At 70.8% G+C, this 18846-nt stretch carries 18 protein-coding genes, 1 tRNA gene and 1 pseudogene; 12 read left to right on the top strand and 8 right to left on the bottom strand.

Features of this window, described 5'->3' with window-relative positions; genetic code table 11:
- Nucleotides 1–7: 7 nt before the first annotated feature.
- The 3 genes from pfkB to K7396_RS21315 all read right to left on the bottom strand — a co-directional run bounded on the left by pfkB (nucleotide 8) and on the right by K7396_RS21315 (nucleotide 2974).
- Complete coding sequence (pfkB, locus tag K7396_RS21325) at nucleotides 8–955, bottom strand: 1-phosphofructokinase (RefSeq protein ID WP_086716251.1); 948 nt, start codon at nucleotides 953–955, stop codon at nucleotides 8–10.
- Complete coding sequence (locus K7396_RS21320) at nucleotides 952–1728, bottom strand: DeoR/GlpR family DNA-binding transcription regulator (RefSeq protein ID WP_086716253.1); 777 nt, start codon at nucleotides 1726–1728, stop codon at nucleotides 952–954. The genes pfkB and K7396_RS21320 overlap by 4 nt, the downstream gene beginning before the upstream one ends.
- Nucleotides 1729–1972: 244 nt before the next feature.
- A complete protein-coding gene (locus K7396_RS21315) occupies nucleotides 1973–2974 on the bottom strand; it encodes a sigma-70 family RNA polymerase sigma factor (protein ID WP_086716255.1) in 1002 nt (333 codons plus the stop codon).
- A gap of 185 nt (nucleotides 2975–3159) precedes the next feature.
- Here K7396_RS21315 and K7396_RS21310 point away from each other — a divergent pair, with 185 nt between their 5' ends.
- Both K7396_RS21310 and K7396_RS21305 read left to right on the top strand, forming a co-directional pair.
- Nucleotides 3160–3804 (top strand): GNAT family N-acetyltransferase, encoded by a 645-nt coding sequence (locus K7396_RS21310; protein WP_086716257.1) that lies wholly within the window; start codon nucleotides 3160–3162, stop codon nucleotides 3802–3804.
- Nucleotides 3805–3909: 105 nt separating this feature from the next.
- On the top strand, nucleotides 3910–4485 hold the full coding sequence (locus K7396_RS21305) for a hypothetical protein (protein ID WP_086716259.1): 576 nt from the start codon (nucleotides 3910–3912) through the stop codon (nucleotides 4483–4485).
- A 51-nt stretch (nucleotides 4486–4536) separates the two neighbouring features.
- On the opposite strand, the pseudogene K7396_RS21300 reads toward K7396_RS21305, so the two are convergent.
- Nucleotides 4537–4800, bottom strand: a pseudogene (locus K7396_RS21300) (pyridoxamine 5'-phosphate oxidase family protein); the annotation flags it as partial.
- A gap of 266 nt (nucleotides 4801–5066) precedes the next feature.
- Between K7396_RS21300 and K7396_RS21295 the strand changes: the two are divergent.
- On the top strand, nucleotides 5067–6116 hold the full coding sequence (locus tag K7396_RS21295; protein ID WP_086716261.1) for a questin oxidase family protein: 1050 nt from the start codon (nucleotides 5067–5069) through the stop codon (nucleotides 6114–6116).
- A 118-nt stretch (nucleotides 6117–6234) separates the two neighbouring features.
- Here the strand turns inward: K7396_RS21295 and K7396_RS21290 are convergent, their stop codons facing one another.
- Entirely contained in the window at nucleotides 6235–6996 is a 762-nt protein-coding gene (locus K7396_RS21290; protein ID WP_086716263.1) for a MerR family transcriptional regulator, read from the bottom strand.
- Between the two features lie 280 nt (nucleotides 6997–7276).
- Here K7396_RS21290 and K7396_RS21285 point away from each other — a divergent pair, with 280 nt between their 5' ends.
- Nucleotides 7277–7774, top strand: coding sequence for a MarR family winged helix-turn-helix transcriptional regulator (locus K7396_RS21285; protein WP_086716265.1), 498 nt, complete (start codon nucleotides 7277–7279; stop codon nucleotides 7772–7774).
- Between the two features lie 156 nt (nucleotides 7775–7930).
- Here the strand turns inward: K7396_RS21285 and K7396_RS21280 are convergent, their stop codons facing one another.
- Both K7396_RS21280 and K7396_RS21275 read right to left on the bottom strand, forming a co-directional pair.
- Nucleotides 7931–9454, bottom strand: a complete 1524-nt coding sequence (locus tag K7396_RS21280) for an MFS transporter (protein ID WP_086716267.1) — start codon at nucleotides 9452–9454, stop codon at nucleotides 7931–7933.
- A 193-nt stretch (nucleotides 9455–9647) separates the two neighbouring features.
- Nucleotides 9648–10310 carry a TetR/AcrR family transcriptional regulator gene (locus K7396_RS21275; protein ID WP_086716269.1) on the bottom strand — a complete coding sequence of 221 codons (663 nt, stop codon included), beginning with the start codon at nucleotides 10308–10310 and terminating at the stop codon, nucleotides 9648–9650.
- 429 nt (nucleotides 10311–10739) lie between these two features.
- Between K7396_RS21275 and K7396_RS21270 the strand changes: the two genes are divergently transcribed.
- On the top strand, nucleotides 10740–11987 hold the full coding sequence (locus tag K7396_RS21270) for a M6 family metalloprotease domain-containing protein (protein ID WP_086716271.1): 1248 nt from the start codon (nucleotides 10740–10742) through the stop codon (nucleotides 11985–11987).
- Nucleotides 11988–12186: 199 nt separating this feature from the next.
- Here K7396_RS21270 and K7396_RS21265 read toward each other — a convergent pair whose 3' ends face one another.
- Nucleotides 12187–12846, bottom strand: a complete 660-nt coding sequence (locus K7396_RS21265; protein WP_152105118.1) for a TetR family transcriptional regulator — start codon at nucleotides 12844–12846, stop codon at nucleotides 12187–12189.
- 67 nt (nucleotides 12847–12913) lie between these two features.
- On the opposite strand from K7396_RS21265, the gene K7396_RS21260 reads away from it, so the two are divergent.
- The 7 genes from K7396_RS21260 (at nucleotide 12914) to K7396_RS21230 (ending at nucleotide 18767) form a co-directional block, all read left to right on the top strand.
- Nucleotides 12914–13114 (top strand): hypothetical protein, encoded by a 201-nt coding sequence (locus K7396_RS21260; protein ID WP_152105119.1) that lies wholly within the window; start codon nucleotides 12914–12916, stop codon nucleotides 13112–13114.
- Nucleotides 13111–13434 (top strand): hypothetical protein, encoded by a 324-nt coding sequence (locus K7396_RS21255; RefSeq protein WP_152105120.1) that lies wholly within the window; start codon nucleotides 13111–13113, stop codon nucleotides 13432–13434. The genes K7396_RS21260 and K7396_RS21255 overlap by 4 nt, the downstream gene beginning before the upstream one ends.
- A gap of 184 nt (nucleotides 13435–13618) precedes the next feature.
- Nucleotides 13619–13694, top strand: a tRNA-Arg gene (locus K7396_RS21250).
- Nucleotides 13695–14900: 1206 nt separating this feature from the next.
- On the top strand, nucleotides 14901–15956 hold the full coding sequence (locus K7396_RS21245; protein ID WP_158101205.1) for an ArsR/SmtB family transcription factor: 1056 nt from the start codon (nucleotides 14901–14903) through the stop codon (nucleotides 15954–15956).
- Between the two features lie 140 nt (nucleotides 15957–16096).
- A complete protein-coding gene (lanKC, locus tag K7396_RS21240) occupies nucleotides 16097–17929 on the top strand; it encodes a class III lanthionine synthetase LanKC (protein ID WP_143589291.1) in 1833 nt (610 codons plus the stop codon).
- The gene (locus tag K7396_RS21235) at nucleotides 17914–18678 is read left to right on the top strand and encodes a glycoside hydrolase family protein (protein ID WP_086721675.1); all 765 of its coding nucleotides are present in this window, start codon (nucleotides 17914–17916) and stop codon (nucleotides 18676–18678) included. The genes lanKC and K7396_RS21235 overlap by 16 nt, the downstream gene beginning before the upstream one ends.
- Nucleotides 18675–18767, top strand: a complete 93-nt coding sequence (locus tag K7396_RS21230; protein ID WP_208629223.1) for a class III lanthipeptide — start codon at nucleotides 18675–18677, stop codon at nucleotides 18765–18767. Before K7396_RS21235 ends, K7396_RS21230 begins: the two co-directional genes overlap by 4 nt.
- Nucleotides 18768–18846: the final 79 nt, after the last annotated feature.

Below are 18846 nucleotides of genomic sequence, written 5' to 3'. Positions count from 1 at the left end.
GCGGCTCTCATGACACCGGCTCCGTGAGGAGGCGGTTGAGCGGCACCGCGTCGGTGGTGGTGACGGCCGACGTGTCCAGATCGGCGGGGGCCGGCATCTGGCTGCCGGGCAGTTGGACGGCGGCCGCACCATGGGCCAGGGCGGCGGCCAGCGCCATCGGTCCCGTCCCGCCCGCGGTGAGGAAGCCCGCGAGCGAGGCGTCGCCCGCGCCGACATTGCTGCGGACGGCGACGACCGGGGCGCTGCCGAAGTAGGCGCCCTCGTCGTCGACCAGGAGCTGGCCGTCCGCCCCGAGGGAGGCCAGGACGGCGCGGGCTCCCCCCGCGCGCAGCTCCTCGGCGGCCTTGACCGCGTCGCCGAGGGTCGTGAGCGGACGGCCGACGGCCTGCGCCAGCTCCTCGGCGTTCGGCTTGACGACGTCGGGGCGTTCGCGCAGCGCCGCGGTCAGCGACCGGCCCGAGGTGTCCAGGGCGATCCGGGCGCCGGCGCGGTGGGCGCGGGCCACCAGCTCCGCGTACCACTCGGGCGCCAGACCGCGCGGCAGGCTGCCGCAGCAGACGATCCAGTCGGCGCCCGCGGAACGCTCGCCGACCACGCCGAGCAGCGCTTCCGACTCGGCGGCGGTCAGTTCGGGCCCGGTCGCGTTGATCTTCGTCAGGGTGCCGTCGGGTTCGGCGACCGAGATGTTGGAGCGGGTCTGGCCGGCCACCGCCACCTCCGCCACCTCGATGCCCTCGGCCTCCAGCAGCCCGGCCAGCGCGGCGCCGGCCGGACCGCCCAGGGGCAGTACGGCCACGGTGCGGTGGCCGGCGGCGGCCACCGCCCGCGAGACGTTGACGCCCTTGCCGCCGGGGTCGATCCGGTCGGCGGTGGCCCGGAGCACGGCACCGCGGTCCAGCGCCGGGATCTCGTACGTCCGGTCCAGGCTGGGGTTGGGGGTGACGGTGAGGATCATGCGCGTACCACTTCCGTGCCCGCGCGTTCGAGGGCGAGGGCGTCGTCGGGGCTCAGGCCGGTGTCGGTGATGAGCAGGTCCACGTCCGACAGCTCGCCGAAGCGGGCGAAGTGCTGCTGCCCGAACTTGGCGGAGTCGGCGAGGAGGACGACCCGGCGGGCGGCGGCGATCAGCGCCCGCTTGACGGCGGCCTCCGCGAGGTCGGGGGTGGTCAGGCCGCCGTCGGGCGAGAAGCCGTTGGTCGCGAGGAACAGCACATCGGCGTTGATCTCGCGGTAGGCGCGCAGCGCCCAGTCGTCGACCGCGGCCCGGGTGCGGCGCCGGATCCGGCCGCCGACGAGGTGGAGGGTGAGGCCGGGGTGGTCGGCGAGCCGCGCGGCGACCGGCAGGCCGTGGGTGACGACGGTCAGCTCGGCTTCCAGCGGGATCTCGGCGGCGAGCCGGACGGCGGTCGTGCCCGCGTCCAGGATGACGCTCCCGGAGCCGGCGCCTTCGCCGCCGGGGAGCTCGGCGAGGGCGGCCCGCGCGATGCGCTGCTTCTCGTCGGCGGCGACGGCGTCCCGCTCGGCGAGGTCGGGCTCGAAGTCCAGGCGGCCGGCCGGGATGGCTCCGCCGTGCACCCGGCGCACCAGGCCGGCCCGGTCCAGCGCCTTCAGGTCGCGTCGTACGGTCTCGGCGGTGACCTGGAACTCCTCCGCCAGGGACAGCACATCGACCCGCCCGCCTTCACGGGCGAGCCGCAGAATCTCCTGCTGGCGCTCCGGTGCATACATCTGCGTCTGTGTCCGTTCTCATGCCCGAACCTGTGGTTTCACCGCGATGCTACGGCGAGATTCCCGCAGAGTAAAGACAAACGGACTTGGGTCGGACTCAAACGGGCACGCTCTGGCCCCCCTGTTACACCCCGCCCCGGACACAGCGGAGCCCCGCTGCCACGAAGGGCACCGGGGCTCGTCCGCTGCGGACACACGTCTCACCAGGGGCGGGGGCTCGCGCGCGCGACGGGGCGCGCACCCGTCAAGCGGCCGCGTCGAACCCCGTGTCACGCGCCATCCGCTTCAGCTCCAGCAGGGCGTGCTTCTCTATCTGCCGGATCCGCTCGCGGGTCAGGCCGTGCTGCTTGCCGACCTCGGTCAGCGTGCGCTCACGGCCGTCCTCGATGCCGTAGCGCGCCTTGATGATCGAGGCGGTGCGGTGGTCGAGGCGGTCGATCAGGTCCTCCAGCTCCTCGCTGCGCAGCAGCGAGAGCACGGACTGCTCGGGCGAGGCGGCGGAGGTGTCCTCCAGCAGGTCGCCGAACTGGGTGTCGCCGTCGTCGTCCACCGACATGTTGAGGCTGACCGGGTCGCGCGCCCAGTCGAGGACGTCGGTGACGCGGGCGGGCGTCGAGCCCAGCTCGCCGGCGACCTCCGCCGGCTCCGGGTCACGGCCGTTCTCACGGTTGAACTCGCGCTGCACCCGCCGGATGCGGCCCAGCTCCTCGACGAGGTGCACGGGCAGCCGGATGGTGCGCGACTGGTCGGCGATGGAGCGGGTGATGGCCTGGCGGATCCACCACGTCGCGTACGTCGAGAACTTGAAGCCCTTGGCGTAGTCGAACTTCTCCACGGCACGCACCAGACCGGCGTTGCCCTCCTGGATCAGGTCCAGCAGGGGAAGTCCGGCGCGTGGGTAGCGGCGGGCGACCGCCACGACCAGGCGGAGGTTGGAGCGGATGAAGATGTCCTTGGCCTTCGCACTCTCCTCGACCAGCGCTTCGAGCTCCTCGCGGCCGGCGCCCGCGGCGTTGCCGTCGGTCACCTCGCCGTCCAGGATCTGCTGGGCGTAGACGCCCGCCTCGATGGTCTGGGACAGCTCGACCTCCTTGGCGGCGTCGAGCAGTGGCGTACGCGCGATCTCGTCGAGGTACATGCCGACCAGGTCGCGGTCGGCGATCTCCCCGCCTACGGCGCGAACACTGTTGGCCCCGTCAGAACCGCTGCTGCTTTCCTGACGTCGGGCGACGGCACGGGTTGCCATGCGTGTGCTCCCTCTGCGATGAGTCGGTCGCGGGACGATGGGCGGGTCGGAAGGGGCATCGCACCCGATGCTCACCGAGCGAACCGTCCGAAGGAAACAACGGCTGGAATCCGGACAGAATTCCCACGCGGCCCCGCTATTTTTCTGATCATGCAGTACCCTGCGCCCCCACCTAGGGAGGTCACATGCTGCGTGAGCAGGGAGAAGTGCAGGTCAGGGCGGGCGCGGAAGCCGACCTTCCGGCCCTTACGGATCTTTACAACCACTACATCCGTGAGACATGCATCACCTTCGACCTGGAGCCCTTCACCCCGGATCAGCGCCGCCCGTGGCTGCTCTCCCACCCCCAAGACGGGCCGCACCGCCTTCTGGTTGCCCAGGAGGCGACAGACCGGACGAAAAACCCGCACAACGGGCCGGCGAGCGGACCTCGGGCCGGGGCGACGGCACCCGGGGCGACGATCTCCGGGGCGCCGGAATCCGACGTGGCCGCGTCCGGGGCCGGGCACCCCGGAGGCGCCCTGCTCGGCTACGCGACCAGCAGCGCGTTCCGCCCCAAGGCCGCCTACGCCCCCTCCGTCGAGGTCACCGTCTACTGCGCCCCGCACGCCGCCGGCCGCGGCATCGGCACGCTGCTCTACACGTCCCTGTTCCGGGCACTGGCCGACGAGGACGTCCACCGCGCCTACGCCGGGATCACCCAGCCGAACGCGGCCTCCACCCGCCTGCACACCCGCTTCGGCTTCCGGCACGTCGGGACGTTCACGGAGGTGGGCCGCAAGTTCGGCCGCTACTGGGACGTGGCCTGGTACCAGAAGGATCTGCGCTGAGGGGCCGGGCTCCGGCACCCGCCGTTCCGGTTGCCGCCGACGGCCCCCTGGTGTCGCCTGGACAGGAGGGGCAGCGGGACAGGGGGCGAACGAGAGGAGCCCGTCATGGACCAGCACGCTCAGCGGCACGGAGCAAGGGCCGCCGGCTCACACGGCACCGTCGACGGGGAACACGGCGCGACGGCGGACGGCCGTTCCCGCGCCCCGCAGCGGACCTCGCTGCCGGCCGGCCGGGCCGGCCTGGCGGAGCGGGCCAAGCACCTCCCGGCGACCGTGGTCCTGCCGCTCGTCACGGCCCTCGCCTTCGGCCTCTTCACCATCTTCCGCACCCACACCGACGGCACCAAGGGCGGCCCGGCCATGCTGTACGGGCTTGCCGCGTTCGTGGTCTCCGGGGCGCTCGGGCTGGTGGTGGCCCACTTCCAGTCGTCGCTGATCACCGAGACCCGGGCACTCGCCTACGGCGCGCTCTTCGGCTGCTCCCTGGGCTGGGTGTACAGCCTCGGCGGGGAAGCCATCCTCAAGTCGTGCGCCTTCGGCCTCACCATGGGCGCCGTGATGTTCGTCGTCTCCCTCTACGTCTTCCGCACCCACCGCGTCCGCGAGCCGCACGGCCGCCACCGCCCCCATCACCACAAGCAGCACTCCCGCAGCCCCAGCCTCCCCGTGGCCACCCACTGAGGCCCCACTGAGACACCCGCGGAGACAGCGCCGCAGGAGAGCGGGCGCCCCTCACTCCACCCGGAGCGCCGGATCGTCCGACGTCCTGCGGAGGGTGCGCAGCGGCCGCCGCGGCGCCCAGCTCTCCAGCACCACCCAGCCGTCCTCGGTATACGTACGCACCGCCTCCGTCAGCTCCGCCCGGAAGAGGTGGAACGGCTCCGGCGGCCCCACCGCCGCGGCATAGCGCGCGACCACCGCGGGGTCCGTCACCTCCACGGCCCGCCCGGACACCCGTACGTCACCGCCGGACAGATCGGTGCCCGGCCCCGGGTTATGACGGCCGCTCTCCCGGCAATACCTGACACCTTCTGTCGGGTAGGGAGACGGGTTCGAGACGGCGGTTCGGGCAGGCACCACCGTCACCGGCCTCGGACCGCCCCCGGACCAGTTTTGGACCGGCCCCGGACCGGCCTTCACCCCCGGCCCTCCCCCGGCCCCGGTCATCCGCCGTAAGCCCAGCGGTCTAAGCCGGAAGACCGTCGGCGAGGTAGGCCGGAAGCCCGTTACGCGTGCCGGCCCGCGCTCCTAGCCTCCACCCCATGGAGCCCTCTACCGGCACACTCGACGAAGCCCTGTCGCGCCTGCACGCCGCCGGCCCCGAGTTCCGGGGTTTTCTGAGCAATCACGGACCGATGGCCGTGGAAGCCATGATCCGCAACGGCCAGGCCCGGACCGTCCACCGCTGGCTCGACTCCTACGCGGCCAGACTGGAGGACGTACCGCGTGCGCACGCCCGGATCACCCCCGCCAACTGGCGTGCGGCGCTGGGCGATCCGAGCCGGGTCACCGACTGGACCGCGTACTTCACCGACCAGCTCGCCGAGCGGCCCTGGCGCGCGCTCCTCGCCACCTGGTGGCCGTGCCTGCTGCCCGGCATCGCCGGCGCCGCCACCCACCCGGCGATCCGTATGGGCCACGCCGTGCGCAGCCTGCTGACGGACGGTGAGGACACGGCGCGGCTGGCGGAGTTCGCCCACGCTCTCGGCTACTGGGCCGCCCGCCATCTGCCCCTGCCCGTCGCCGTACGCCCCGCGGGCCGCGCCACCCCGGCCGAGGCGCTGGCCGCCCTCCCCCGCATCACCGACCAGCGCGTGTCGCCGCAGGACGGCTACGCGCAACTCCCCGGCACTCCCGCGTGGTTGAGCACCACCGAGTCCCTGCACGTCCCCGAGGACCCCGAGGCCGCGCGGGCGGGCCTGACCGCGCTCGTGCGCGCCGCCACCCTCAACTACGGGCGCTACGGCCACGGAAACGGCATCATGCTGGTGCACGCCGCCACCGCGCCCAACGCGGTGCTGCGCACCCTGCCCGCGCTCCCCCGGGACCTGTGGGCGAGCTCGTACGCGGTGGCCTGGGCGGCGACGTCCGCGATCACCGCGATCTACGCCGCCGACGCCCCGCGCCAGGCCCCGGACGCCGCCTCGGCCACGCCCGGCGAGGTCTTCGAGCGGGCGGTCGCCCACGGCAACGAGCATGCGATCAAGTTCGCGGACACCGCGCTGGACGTGGCCGCCGCCTCCGACGACGGCGACACCCGCGCCCTGTCGGCGGCCCTGAACGCCCTCGCCCTGATCGACGAGGACGAGTGAGACGTGGCCGAGCGAGACGGGTCCGCGTGAGACGGGGCCGCGTGGCGGGAGCGACGGACGGCAGGCGGGGGCGCGGGCCGCCCGGGGCGGGTGGTCCCCCGGGCGGCCCGGCCCCGGGTCAGTCGAGCCTGGCGGCGGCGTACGCCTCGATGGCGTCCCGCTGGAAGGCGGACAGGCCCGGCGCGATGGTGTCGTACGCGGCGCGCCACGCCTCGTTGTCCACACAGGCGCGGCCCATGGCGCGGTACTCCTCGGTGGAGACGGCCCGCAGGCCGGCCAGGGCCCGGTACTGGGCGTCGATCTCGGCCTGGACGGGCTCGGCGTCGGCCGGGTGGCCGGCCGCCATCAGCTCGGCCAGCCGGATCATCAGCGCCGTACGCTCGCGCTGCCCGGCCTCGACGTCCTGCGGGGTCATCCCGGCGACCCGGCGGGCGACCGCCTCGGCGTGCTCGGGAAAGTCCCGCAGGGTGGCCTCGTACTGGGCGGGCCGCACGCCCTCGAACAGGTTCTCCGGCCGGTTGACGGTGGTCATGGGTGTGCCGTCCTTCCTGGACTGTTCCAGTTCGGCGATGGTGCGGGAGACGGTGCGGGCCAGGGCGCCGATCCGGTCCCGCTCGGCGAGCAGCCGCCGGTGGTGCCCGCGCAGGGCCGCCACCTCGTCGACCTGGTCGGCCAGGACCCTGCCGATCTCCGGCAGCCCCAGGCCCAGCGCGCGCAGCACGAGGATCTGCTGCAGCAGCAGGAGCTGGTGCTGCGCGTAGTAGCGGTGGCCGTTGGCCCCGATCCGCGCGGGCGGCAGCAGGCCGATCTCGTCGTAGTGCCGCAGCGTCCGGGCCGTCACGCCCGACATCCGGGCGACCTCCGCGATCGGCCAGTCCATCGCCGTCCCCCTCACAGTCGCTTCACCGGGCCGGTCTGTCCGGCCCTGTTCAGGACGGTAGAAGCTGCCGCAGCGGCAGCTTCAACCCCCGGATCGGAGTGAGCGCACCGGTCTTGCGGACAACGCCACCTCGCGGCGGCACACTGGGCAGTAGTCGGTGCGCGTGACGATTCGACCGCCGCGGACGACGAAGGCCGAAAAGGTTCAGACGCCGAGAACCGGGGCATCTCGACGTTATTCAAACTTAAACAACTCTCCGAGTGGTGAGAGAGTGGATGGTATGAGCATCGAACCCGCAGCAGAGCCGCGCTGGCTCAGTGACGAGGAGCAGTTCGCCTGGCAGTGCTACCTCCACGCCACCACGCTCCTGGAGGATCACCTCGACCGCCAGCTGCAGCGGGACGCCGGAATGCCGCACGTCTACTACGGCCTGCTCGTCCAGCTCTCCCGTGCGCCGCGGCGCCGGATGCGGATGACCGAGCTGGCCCAGAACGCCAAGATCACCCGCTCCCGGCTCTCCCACGCCATCGCGCGGCTGGAGCGGAACGGCTGGGTACAACGCGAGAACTGCCCCTCCGACAAGCGCGGCCAGAACGCCCACCTCACGGACGAGGGGATGCGGGTCCTGGAGAAGGCCGCCCCCGGGCACGTCGCCGCCGTACGCGCCGCGATCTTCGACCGGCTCTCCCCGGAGCAGGTGTCCCAACTGGCCGAGATCTGCCAGGTCATGGTCGAAGGACTGCAGCCGAAAGGCGCCGACCTCCCCTGGCTCCGCTGACGGATCGGCGGGCCGGAGGAGGCCGGCGACGGCGGAAGGCGGGCGCGCTCCCGAGCGGGCCTGCCCAGGAGCCGGGTAGGAATGCGGTAAGAGAACGGCGGGTGAGCCGAGGCGGCGGGCCGTACGGCCACCCCGCCCCGCCTCACCCCCGCACGATCAGTGCGCCATCACCGGAACGTGCACCTCGTCCTCGTGGGCCGCGCCCTCGCCGTCCTCCGAGGAGGCCACCTGCCGGCCGCCGCCCGGGTTCCCGGCGTTGATGAAGGTGAAGGCGATCACGCCCGCCAGGGCCAGGATGCCGACCGCCCACCAGATGGCGGTGGTGTAGCCGTGCACCATCGCCTGGAGCTTGAGCAGATCCAGCGAGCGCGCGCCGGCCGCGTGCGAGGTGGCGTACGCGGTGGTGGCGCTGGCCGCGATGGTGTTCAACAGGGCCGTACCGATCGCGCCGCCGACCTGCTGCGAAGTGTTGACCATCGCGGAGGCGACTCCGGCGTCCCGCGCCTGCACCCCGTGCGTGGCCAGCGACATGGCCGGCATGAACGCCGTACCCATGCCGAGCCCCATCAGCAGGAAGCCGGGCAGGATCAGCGCCGGGTAGGACGTGTCCAGGTCGATCTGGGTCAGCACCAGCATGCCGAGCGCGGCGACCGTGAAGCCCGGCGCCATCAGCAGCCGCGGGCGGACCCTGGTCATCAGCCGGGCGCCGATCTGCGTCGAGCCGGTGATCATGCCGACGATCATCGGCAGGAACGCCAGACCGGTCGTGACCGGGGTGTAGCCCTTCACGATCTGCAGGTAGTAGGTCAGGAAGAGGAAGAGACCGAACATGCCGATCACGGCCAGGCCCAGGGACGCGTAGATGCCGGCGCGGTTGCGCTCCGCGACCACCCGCAGCGGCAGCAGCGGGGCCTTCACCTTGGACTCGACCAGCACGAACGCCAGCAGCAGCACGACGGCCGCGGCGAACAGGGCCAGCGTCCAGCCGGCCAGCCAGCCGTCCGACTCGGCCCGGGTGAACCCGTAGACCAGCGAGACCAGGCCCAGCGTGGCCAGGATGACGCCGGGGACGTCCAGCCGGGAGGTGTTGCGGCTGCCCGCGGGCTCGCGGATGACCAGGTACGCGCCGGTCGCGGCCACCACGGCGAACGGGATGTTGACGAAGAAGGTCCAGCGCCAGTTCATGTACTCGGTCAGCACGCCGCCGAGGATCAGGCCCACGGCGCCGCCGCCACCGGCGATCGCGCCGAAGATGCCGAACGCCTTGGCACGCTCCTTGGCCTCGGTGAAGGTCACGGCCAGCAGCGACAGCGCGGCCGGCGCCAGCAGCGCGCCGAAGACACCCTGCAGCGCACGCGCGCCCAGCAGCATCCCCTGGTTGACCGCGGCCCCGCCGAGCGCGGAGGCGACCGCGAAGCCGGTCAGGCCGATGATGAAGGTCCGCTTGCGGCCCCACAGGTCGGCGACGCGCCCGCCGAAGAGCAGCAGCCCGCCGAAGGCCAGCGCGTAGGCGGTGATCACCCACTGCCGGTTGGCGTCGGTGATGCCGAGATCCTGCTGCGCGGAGGGCAGCGCGATGTTCACGATGGTCGCGTCGAGGACGACCATCAGCTGGGCGAGGGCGATGAATATCAGCGCTTTCCAGCGCCGGGGATCGACGTATGCGGCTGCTTCGGGCATGGCGGTATCCACCTAGTGGTGCGGTGAGCGAACAGGAGCGAAGAACGGGACGGGACGGGACGGGACGGGACGAGCGAAGAGGAACGGGACGGACGAAGAGGGGAAACGGGCGTACGGACGTGGAGAACGGGCTGCGGGCCAGGGGCCAGGGGCGTGCGGGAAGGCGTCGGGCCGCCGGGGCCCGCGGCCCGGTCTACGAGCGGCGCCTCAGATCGTCCAAGGTGGCCGCGGAGCCGGGGAGTTCGGAACGGGCGGGCGCCTGCAGACCGTCCAGGAACAGCTGCAGATGACGGTGCACGAACTGGTCGAAGTTCGCGCAACTGCTGCCCGGCAGCGGCCGGGTGAGCTGGGTGATCGCGACCATCAGATCACCGGCCGCGACATCGGCCCGCAGCCTGCCGCTGTCGCGCGCCGCGCCCATCACGGCCTCGACGGCCGCCTCCAGGCGGTCGCGCGCCGCGACCAGATCGGGGTGATCCCGGTCGACCCCGTCGGAGAGCAGCGGGCACAGGGCCCCGATCCGCTCCTCCACGGCAGCGTGGACGAAGCGCCTCAGCGCATGGAAAGCATCGGACTCCTCGGCAAGGGCACGCTCCGCGCGGTCCGCGGTACGGGACATGACGGCGAGCGTGACGTGGTGGATCAACTCCAGGCGATCCGCGAAGTGACGATAGAGCGTCGCATTGCCGACACCCGCGCGTCGAGCGATTTCATCGAGCGGGACCTCGGGCCCGCACTCGACCATCGTCTCGCGCGCGGCCGCGACGATCCGCTCCCGGTTGCGCAGCGCGTCGGCCCGCAGGCGGGGCGGCTGCCCCTTTCCCCCGGTCTTCACGCATGCGGCGACAGCGGTCACGGCAGCTCACTCCCCTCGGCTCTCGGCACTTCCCGGAGGTCCCGGTTCCCGGCCGGACCTCGCCCCGCGCGCCCGGTCGGGTGAACCGAGGGGCGGGCGACGAGCGGACGACTGGCCGACGTGCGAAGGAGCAGGCGGCCGACCGGGACCCGGCGCGAACCGGGGAGACGCTCCCCGGTTCATCCGGACGCCTGGTTAAACGGGGAGACAGTCCCCGGATATTTCACGCCCACACGTGACCTGAGCCACACCCCGTCCGCTCCCCCTCCGGCGCGCGACGGCACCCGCCCCCGTACGCGCCCGCGCCGACCCACCACCCGGTCCGGCCCACGGCCCGCACCGCTCGCACCGACCCATCCGGCCCCGCCATGCCTCCGGTTGACGTAACCCCGCGCGCGAGCGGTCCCCCGCCGCCACAAGGTGATCGATATGAAGCACAAGGTTTCGGCGGTTCTGGCCGCGGGCGCGGCCACCGCGGCCGCGGCCATAGCCCTGGGCTCACCGCCCAGCGCCGTCGCCATACCCGCCGTGCCCGGCGCCGCGCCGAGCGGCCCCTGCGCCCTGCGCGGCATCACCGACGACGTCGCCGAAACCGCCGAGACCCCCGCCGGCTACGCCCGCTCGTCCGGCACCGTCAGGGCGCTCACCCTCTTCATCGACTTCCCGGACGCCCCGGCCACGCTGTCCCCCCAGGACCGGTTCGCCGAGTTCTTCCCGGCCGCGACGGACTACTTCCGCACCAGCTCGTACGGCAGGCTGACCTACCGCCCCGTGCCGCTGTTCCGGTGGATCCACATGTCGCGCCCGCTCGCGGCGTACGGCATCGGACGGGGCGCCAACTTCGACCCGGCCTCCGACGACGGCTACCACGCCCTCTCCCGGGAGATCGTCCGCGCCGTCGACCCGGTCGTCGACTTCCGCGACTACGACGTCATCAACGTCATCGCCACGCCCAACGCGGGCCCGCCCGCGACCCGTACCGTCCTCTCGGTCACCTTCAGCGGCGGCGACATGGGCCTGAGGACCGCCGACCGGGTGCCGTTCCGGAACGCGTCCTTCATCTGGAGCCGGCAGACCGGGGTGAGCGCCTTCCGCGTCCTCAACCACGAGAACGCCCACAGCTTCGGCCTGCCCGACCTCTACTACACCGACGACCGCGACGACCCGCCCGCGGCGGGGCACTGGGACCCGATGGACGAGGACTGGGGCCCGAGCAACGACTTCGTCGGCTGGCACAAGTGGAAACTGGGCTGGCTCTCCCCCGACCAGGTGCACTGCGCCCCGCACCGCGGGACGCCCGGCGAACACACCCTCACCCCGATCTCCACCCCCGGCGGCACCAAGATCGTCGTCATCCCGACCTCCCCCCGCACCGCCCTGGTCGTCGAGGCCCGCACCCGCAGCGCGCTCGACCCCACGGTCTGCCGCCCCGGCATCCTCGTCTACCGCGTCGCCACCGACGTCCCCTCGGGCCGCGGCCCCCTGCGCATCGTGGACGCCACCCCGCACAGCGGCGGCTGCTACCAGGACAACAAATACGTCGACCCGGAACTCACCGACGCCACCTTCCTCCCCGGCGACACCTACACCGACCGCCACAGCGGCGCCGCCGTCACCGTCCTCACGGAAAACCCGGACGGCACCTACCGCGTACGGGTCACCCCGGCCCGGGGCTGACGACGACGGGCGGGGGGGCGGCCCGGGGCCGACCAGGACGGACAGGCGGCCGGACGCAGCGACACACGCCCGCCGAGAACGAACACCGCACGCGGGCGCCCCGCACACACCCGCCGAAGACGAACACCGCAGGCGGACACCCCCGCACACGCCCGCCGAAGACGAACACCACAGGCGGACACCCCCGCCCCTGCTCTCCCTACCCTCCCCCGTCGTCGTCCCCCCGCCCCTCCTCCCGCCAGTGGCGTCGCCCGATGCTGATCAGCCGCAGCTGCCGGCGCGCGACCCGCACCACCTGTCCGGCCGCCCCCTCGGCCCCGTCCGCCTCCGCGTCGAGCAGCGCCGCGGCCGTCGTCACCAGCCGGTCCACGTACAGCTCCGCCAGCATCCGTATGTCGTCATCGCGCCAGCCCTCCGACACCGGCTGGGACTTGAGCGCCGCCGCGACCTCCTCCGCGAACCGGTCCAGCTCGTCCGCGATGGCCTGCCGCACGGCCCGTACGCCGCCGTGCCGTTCGCGCGCCACGAACCTGATGTGCAGCGGATACCGGCGCACATGCTGCTCGACGACCGCGACCGTACGGTCGATCCGCTCCTCGGCCCCGTCCTGCTCGGCGAGGATCGCCCGCACCATCACATGCAGGCTCCCCAGCGCCTCCTCGACCAGGACCACGCCCAGCTCCCCCATGTCCCGGAAGTGCCGGTAGAACGCGGTCGGGGCGATCCCCACCACCCGCGTCACCTCCCGCAGCCCCAGGCTGCTCAGGCTCTGCTCCTCCAGCAGGCCGAGCGCCGCGTCGAGCAACGCCTGACGGGTCTTCTGTTTCTGGGCCTGCCGGACTCCAAGACTGTGACTCATGTCATCCAGTAAACAACCGTTCTCTGAACTACTCCACCCGTGGGCAGTCGTAGACTGAAGGAACTGAGTGAACAACTGTCCTCTGGAATCGGAAAGGAAGATCATGCTCTTCCTCGTCGCAGCCCTCCTCCTGATGGGGATCATGCTGGGCACCGCGGCACACCTCCCCGTCCCCGTCACCCTGGTCGCGGCCGCCGTCATCGCCGGCTGGCTGCTCGTCTTCTTCCTCCGCGAACGCCGCCACCACGACGAGGTGACCTCCCGATGACCACGCTCAGCGAAGCCGCCCGGACGACCCCGTCCGCGCAGACCATCGAGCCCCAGGCCCCGCACCGGCCCGCCCCGCGCCTCCGCCCCCAGGCGGACGGCATGGCCGTGGCCTCCTTCATCCTCGGCCTGCTCGGCACCCTGGTCCTCAACATCGTGCTCGGCCCCTGCGCCCTGGTCCTCGGCGGCCTGTCCCTGGCCCGCGGCACCACCCGCCGCGGCCGCGCCCTCCTGGGCATCACCCTCGGCATCGCCGACCTCCTCCTCCTGGCCCTCCTCACCACCACGGACGGCACCGTCAGCTGGCACATCGGCGGCTGACACCCCACCCACCGGGCCACCACGCAACAGCCGGCCCGGCACGGCACACACCGCCGAGGGCGGTGGTCCCCCGGACCACCGCCCTCGACCGCACCGTCGCCACAAGCAACGACAACCACCCCCACCCCCAACAGAAGCGAACTACAGCGAACGCATCAGCTACCCTGTCAGGGGCTCAGGCCTTGCCTCCGTAGCTCAGGGGATAGAGCACCGCTCTCCTAAAGCGGGTGTCGCAGGTTCGAATCCTGCCGGGGGCACCATGCATGACCGCTCCAACCTGGGGTTCCTCCGGGGAGGCGCTCCAGTCGGCCCCGGACTCCTTGTCCGGGGCCGCTTGCGTGAGCGGGCGGGTCGCCAGACCCCGACATTTCCCCCGATGGATCAACACCATCCGGCACAGACCGGCCTACTGGACTCGATGCCGTCATCTCCTCGATGCCCGAAACGGCTGTGGCGACGGGCCGACCTCGGCCGGTTTCCCGCGCGGCGGCGCCGGGAGCCACTTCGCGCGGCCTTCCGAGGAAAGGCTCGTGGTCCTGAGCACCCGCCCCCCTCCGCTGCGAACAGTTCTATGGATCAAGGGAGTTCGCGGTTGCTCAGGCTCGGACTCACCGCTTCACCGTCCCCCCTCTCGGCAACCCGCTCCGGACCTGGTCAATGGGCCATGAAATCGCGCGCACGGACGTCCACGCCGACGTCACCGAACAGCCCGAGGGGTCAGTCCATTCCAGTCCGCGGCACCAGATCCAAACGGCGCAGCGTACGGCAAGCAAGCCCATACGCCGAGCGAAAGTGCAGCTTCAGGCCAACACAGTCATGTTCCATGCGGATGAAACGAATTTCGAGCCACCTTGGCCGCATACGCCCAATGGCACCGCCTGAACGCGTGGCCTGAATGCACCCTGACCCAAGTAGGCACCAAAGAGAGACTTCGAAACTTTCCGATCATGCTGAGTAATATGGGCACGTAGCGAATGAACAGGATCATGACACTCCGCCTCATGAACTCCCAGATGGCCGTCAGGCTCCTTTGACACACGCTATTTCAGGTCACATCAGATCAGGCTCTTCTCTCCTCATGGCGCCGACCGCGACAGCGCTCCTGTGGAAGCATTCAAGGCTCGGGGAAAGCTCTTCCGGACAAGGGAGGGCACGGGGGTAAACGGGGTAGAGCTGCGTGCATTACAGGGAATCGATACGGCGCCCGAGGCGACCTTTCCGGCAGATTTAGCCGAGTCCGGCAGCCGCGATAGCGACCTGCCTAGTTCGGCTTTCCCTCAGCCGCACTTGGCGAGAATCCATGCCACGTGTGTGTTTGCGTTCATGCGGAGCCTGCCGCCTTGATCCGGGCGGCACGACACAAAGACCAAATGCGCACCACCCCGCCCTTTCGGGGCAGTTACACCGGGCCTTCTCGCATCTTTTCCACACTTAATTCCCGTAGGGGAAGGAAGGAATGGTCACTCATGCAACGCATAACCCTTTGCGCCGACGACCTGGCACGAATCAGAATCGCCTACCCGCTCGGGCGACAAGTTGAGGCGATTTTCGCTGTGGACGCCTTGCGCAACACGAAAAGCGAATTCTTCCGGGCCTGGCGCCGAAGGGTCAATGCGAGAATCCTGCATGCAGGTCAACGGCTTGACGGAGTGCGACGACTGGCCAGGGTGCACGGTGGGTCCCGGGAGATCCTGTCCGCCTGGTCAGGTGCCACAGGCACGTCGAGTACCACCCAGTCCGGCATCCTCGAGATGCCGAAACAGTTATTATCCGCCGTCGAAGATATGTACCAGGTGGCCGTGCAGCCGCATTGGAGTCGCATTTACGCTCATCTCGCCTCGACCCGGGATTTCCGTCGAGACATCATGTGTGGTGACGGAATCGAGGCCCTACTAAACAGTCTTGGTCCGGGAATACGGTGGACCGCGCCCGTACTGGAAATCGACTCCGAAAGCACCGCACATATCAAGCCGGACGGCCGGGGACTGCTGCTGTCACCTTCTCTCTTCCTGCAGGACGCCGGCGTGGTGATCCCGTCGTCTCCGGGGGCTGCGGGTGGAAGCCCGGTCCTGATCTTCCCCGACCGTCCCAGTGACCAGTGCGCTGTGCTCTCGGACAAGGGCCTGTCGTCCGTGCCTGCCGCAACCCACCGACCACAGGAGAGCCTGGCCGGCCTGGTGGGCAGGACCCGGGCAGCGATCCTCCACGCCTTGCGGGACGGCTGCAGCAACGGCGATCTCGCCCAGAAGCTGGGCGTCTCCCCAGCAGCGGTAAGCCAGCACACCGCCACGCTGCGGAATGCCGGACTGATCTCGAGCCGCCGTAGCGGCAGTCAGGTCGTGCACACCGTCACCACGCTCGGCCGCCATCTGCTGCGCGACGGATCGGATTCCAGCGAGCCGTGCGGCCTTGTGTCACCCGGCGCTCAAACAACAGACTTCGCTCCCGCGCGTGGCGGCTTGCGCCCTCGCACCCCGGACGCCTGGCATAGGCCGCCACCCGTAATTCGATGTTCCGCTTAAGCTGACTCTAAAAAGGTTGTCATTCTTGCGGCCAACCCAAATCATGGGTCATGTCGATAGGGGCACGGGAGTTCGAGCCCACTCGGCGCTCAGCGCGCCAATGAGTGAGGACTCCCCACGGGCAAGGAACAGGGGGGGAAGTGGACCCGAATTACGGGCCGTATATCGTTGCCGATTCCAACTGGTACGAGCCATTGGAACGCTGCGACGATACCGCCTCGCGGTTCTCTTTGACCAAGCGGGCATTCCCCGCTGGATGGAAGCGGGACCAGCAAGGCGTCTGGGAAGTTCTCGCTCCGGTCGGTGGCAAGAATTTACCCCGGCAGGGCTGGAAGATTCACATCACTGCCACGCCCGATACCGCCGAGGAAACCATCGAGCAGACCTGGGCAGTGTGTCAGCGGTTGAACCTGCCCTGGAAGTTCCTGCGCAGCCGCCGCATCACGACCGTACTCAACAGCAAGTACGCCAATCGCGCCGCCAGCGGCAAGGTCGTCACGGTCTACCCGCGCGACGCGGAAGAGCTGCACACCGCCCTCACCGAGCTCGATGCGGTACTCGGTGGCCGCCCCGGCCCGTACATCCTCTCCGACCACCGCTGGAACAAGGGGCCGGCGTCGGTCCGGTACGGAGCGTTCGCGCTCATGTGGTGCGAACTGCCCGACGGCTCCCGGGTGCCGGCACTGCACGATCCGCAGGGCAACGCCGTTCCCGACCGGCGACGGCCGGCTTTCACCGTTCCCGAGTGGGCCGAGACCCCGGGCTTCCTCGCCACCAGCCTCGCCGCAGCGGCCGAGGGCACTGACGCCACACTCAACGGCTACACGGTCCTCAAGGCCCTGCACTTCTCCAACGGTGGAGGTGTGTACCTGGCCAAGGCCCCTGAGGGTACTCAGGTCGTCCTGAAAGAGGCGCGACCGCACGCGGGCCTGGACGCGGCCGGCGCCGACGCAGTGGCCCGGCTGCGCAACGAATGGTCGGCCCTGAAAACCGTCGGCCACCTGCCGTTCGTCCCGAGCCCCATCGAGTACTTCACCGCGTGGGAGCACCACTACCTGGCCATGGAGCACATCCAGGGGCAGTCCCTCAGTACGTGGATGGGCCGGGACTATCCCCTCACCCGCCACGCACCGGACGAGCGGGCACGCGCCGAGTACACCGCACAGGCCGTCGACTACCTCGGACAGGCGGAGGCCGCGATCGAGACCCTGCACAAGGCAGGGACGGCCTTCGGTGACCTTCACCCGCACAACATCCTCATCCGTGACGACGACACCATCGCCCTGGTGGACTTCGAGATCGCCACGTCTGTTGACACCGCGCGCACCGCCGTGCTCGGCGCCCCGGGATTCGTCGACCTGTCGCTCACCAACGCCCGCGACAGCGATCTCTACTCCCTGGGCTGTTGTCAGCTCTCCGTGTTCATGCCGCTCACCGGTCTGGTGCAGCGCACTCCAGCGGTCATCGGCCACCTGATCGAATTGACAACCACCGCCTTCCCGACACTGCCCGCGGCGTACGTCGAGCGAATGGCCGAGCGCCTGGCGCTGTCCCCGAGGGTGCGTCCCACCTTCCCGGACACCGGGCCGACGCGGTGCCCACGCTCGCGCCCCCGCGCGTCGACTCCCTGCTACGAGGTATCGGCCGGTCCGCCGACCCCACTCGCATCGACCGCCTCTTCCCCGGCGACATCGCCGGGAACCGGGAAGGCGCGGCACTGGGACTCGCCTACGGAACTCCCGGGGTCCTCCTGGCCCAACTGGGCGCAGGCTCCTCCGCGGACCCCGAACACCTCGCGTGGTTGGAGGACGCGGCCCGCCGGGCCCCGGCCCGCACCCCGCTCGGGCTGTACGACGGGCTGGCCGGCACGGCATGGCTGCTGCACCGACTCGACAACCCACTGGGCAAGGAGCTCATCGACCGCATCCTCTCCAGCCGGCTTCCCTCCTCTCCCGGGTTGTTCAACGGCCTGACCGGCATCGCTCACCTCCTGTTGGACGCCGGCCTGCGCGACGAAGCACTCAAGCTGGCCGCGACCGTCCGTGAACGCATCGGCGAAGACGGGGTGTTGGACCGCCCCGGACTGATGTACGGCTGGTCCGGACCGGCCGTACTGCTCGCCCGCTGCGCCCGCTTGACCGGCGACGCGGACTGGGCCGAGGCCGCCGCCACCGCCGTACGAGCCGACCTCGAGCACGCACGGCAGTTGGACGGGGGGCTCCAGATGAGCAGTTCCCAGCGGCTGCTCCCCTACCTCGCCGAGGGCTCGGCCGGAGTCGCCCTGGCCGCCATGGCGCTCCCCGGGCCCCAGGCTGCCGCGATCGGGGCCGACGAGATCGTGGCAGGAACGGCGCACGCCACAGCAGTCCAAACCGTTTCCCAAGGCGGCCTGTTCAACGGCCGAGCCGGGAACATCTACTTCCTCACCCACGCCGCGACTCGCCTCCGGCAAGCACGCTCGTGGGCCGAGGACCAGCTGCGCCTCCTGTCACTGCATGTGGCTGACCACGACGGGGGACAAGCCCTTTTCGGCGGTCAACTTCTGCGCCTGTCAGTAGACCTGGCCACCGGAACTGCCGGTGTCCTGCTGGCAATGGAGGCAGCCAAGACCCCCGGCGCCCGCCTGCTCCCCGGTGCTCACCCCGACCCGGGTCGAGCACCGGACGGAGCGGCTCGCCGGCTCCCACTCACCGACACCGTGAAAGGAGGTGACCGATCATGACGAACGTTCTCGCACTGCAGGAACTCACCGAGGAGACCCGCCTCGAGGAGATGCCGAGCACCATCAGCTTCATCGCCTGCGACACCTGATAGCTCTCGTTCATGAGAGACCAGTGCGGGGAGGCCACGATGAGGGTGGCCTCCCCGCACCGTCTCCAGCGTATCGCCC

Source organism: Streptomyces angustmyceticus, assembly GCF_019933235.1.
Taxonomy (GTDB): domain Bacteria; phylum Actinomycetota; class Actinomycetes; order Streptomycetales; family Streptomycetaceae; genus Streptomyces; species Streptomyces angustmyceticus.
This window is presented reverse-complemented; position numbering and strand designations above follow the sequence as displayed.